This window comes from Pseudomonas avellanae BPIC 631 (assembly GCF_000444135.1).
Classification (GTDB): domain Bacteria; phylum Pseudomonadota; class Gammaproteobacteria; order Pseudomonadales; family Pseudomonadaceae; genus Aquipseudomonas; species Aquipseudomonas avellanae.
Genome location: NZ_ATDK01000542.1, coordinates 1 through 275 on the forward strand (window position 1 = coordinate 1; position 275 = coordinate 275).

At 60.7% G+C, this 275-nt stretch carries 1 protein-coding gene; it reads left to right on the forward strand.

The features are described 5' to 3' along the window. A partial coding sequence (locus tag DW49_RS0124400) for a replication initiation protein (RefSeq protein ID WP_029774761.1) occupies positions 1 to 275 on the forward strand: 275 nt, incomplete at both ends.

Here is a 275-nt window from a genome sequence, read left to right on the forward strand (position 1 = left end):
CATTCCCAGTTGTTCTATGCCGTGCCGTCCGTGTGCACTACTGAGAATGCACGGACCAAGCCGATTCAGTACATGAAGGCGATCTATGCCGCGTTTGCCGCTCGCCTCGACGCGGACGTGGACTACCACGGTGGCCCGGTTGCCAAAACACCTGGCCATCCCTGGTGGGAGACGACCGAATTTCATAGCCACGTGTACGAACTGGGCGAACTGGCGAGCGCGGTGGAGTTGACCGTCAAGCCGTGGGCCACAGGCCCCAAGCTTGACCAGGTCAG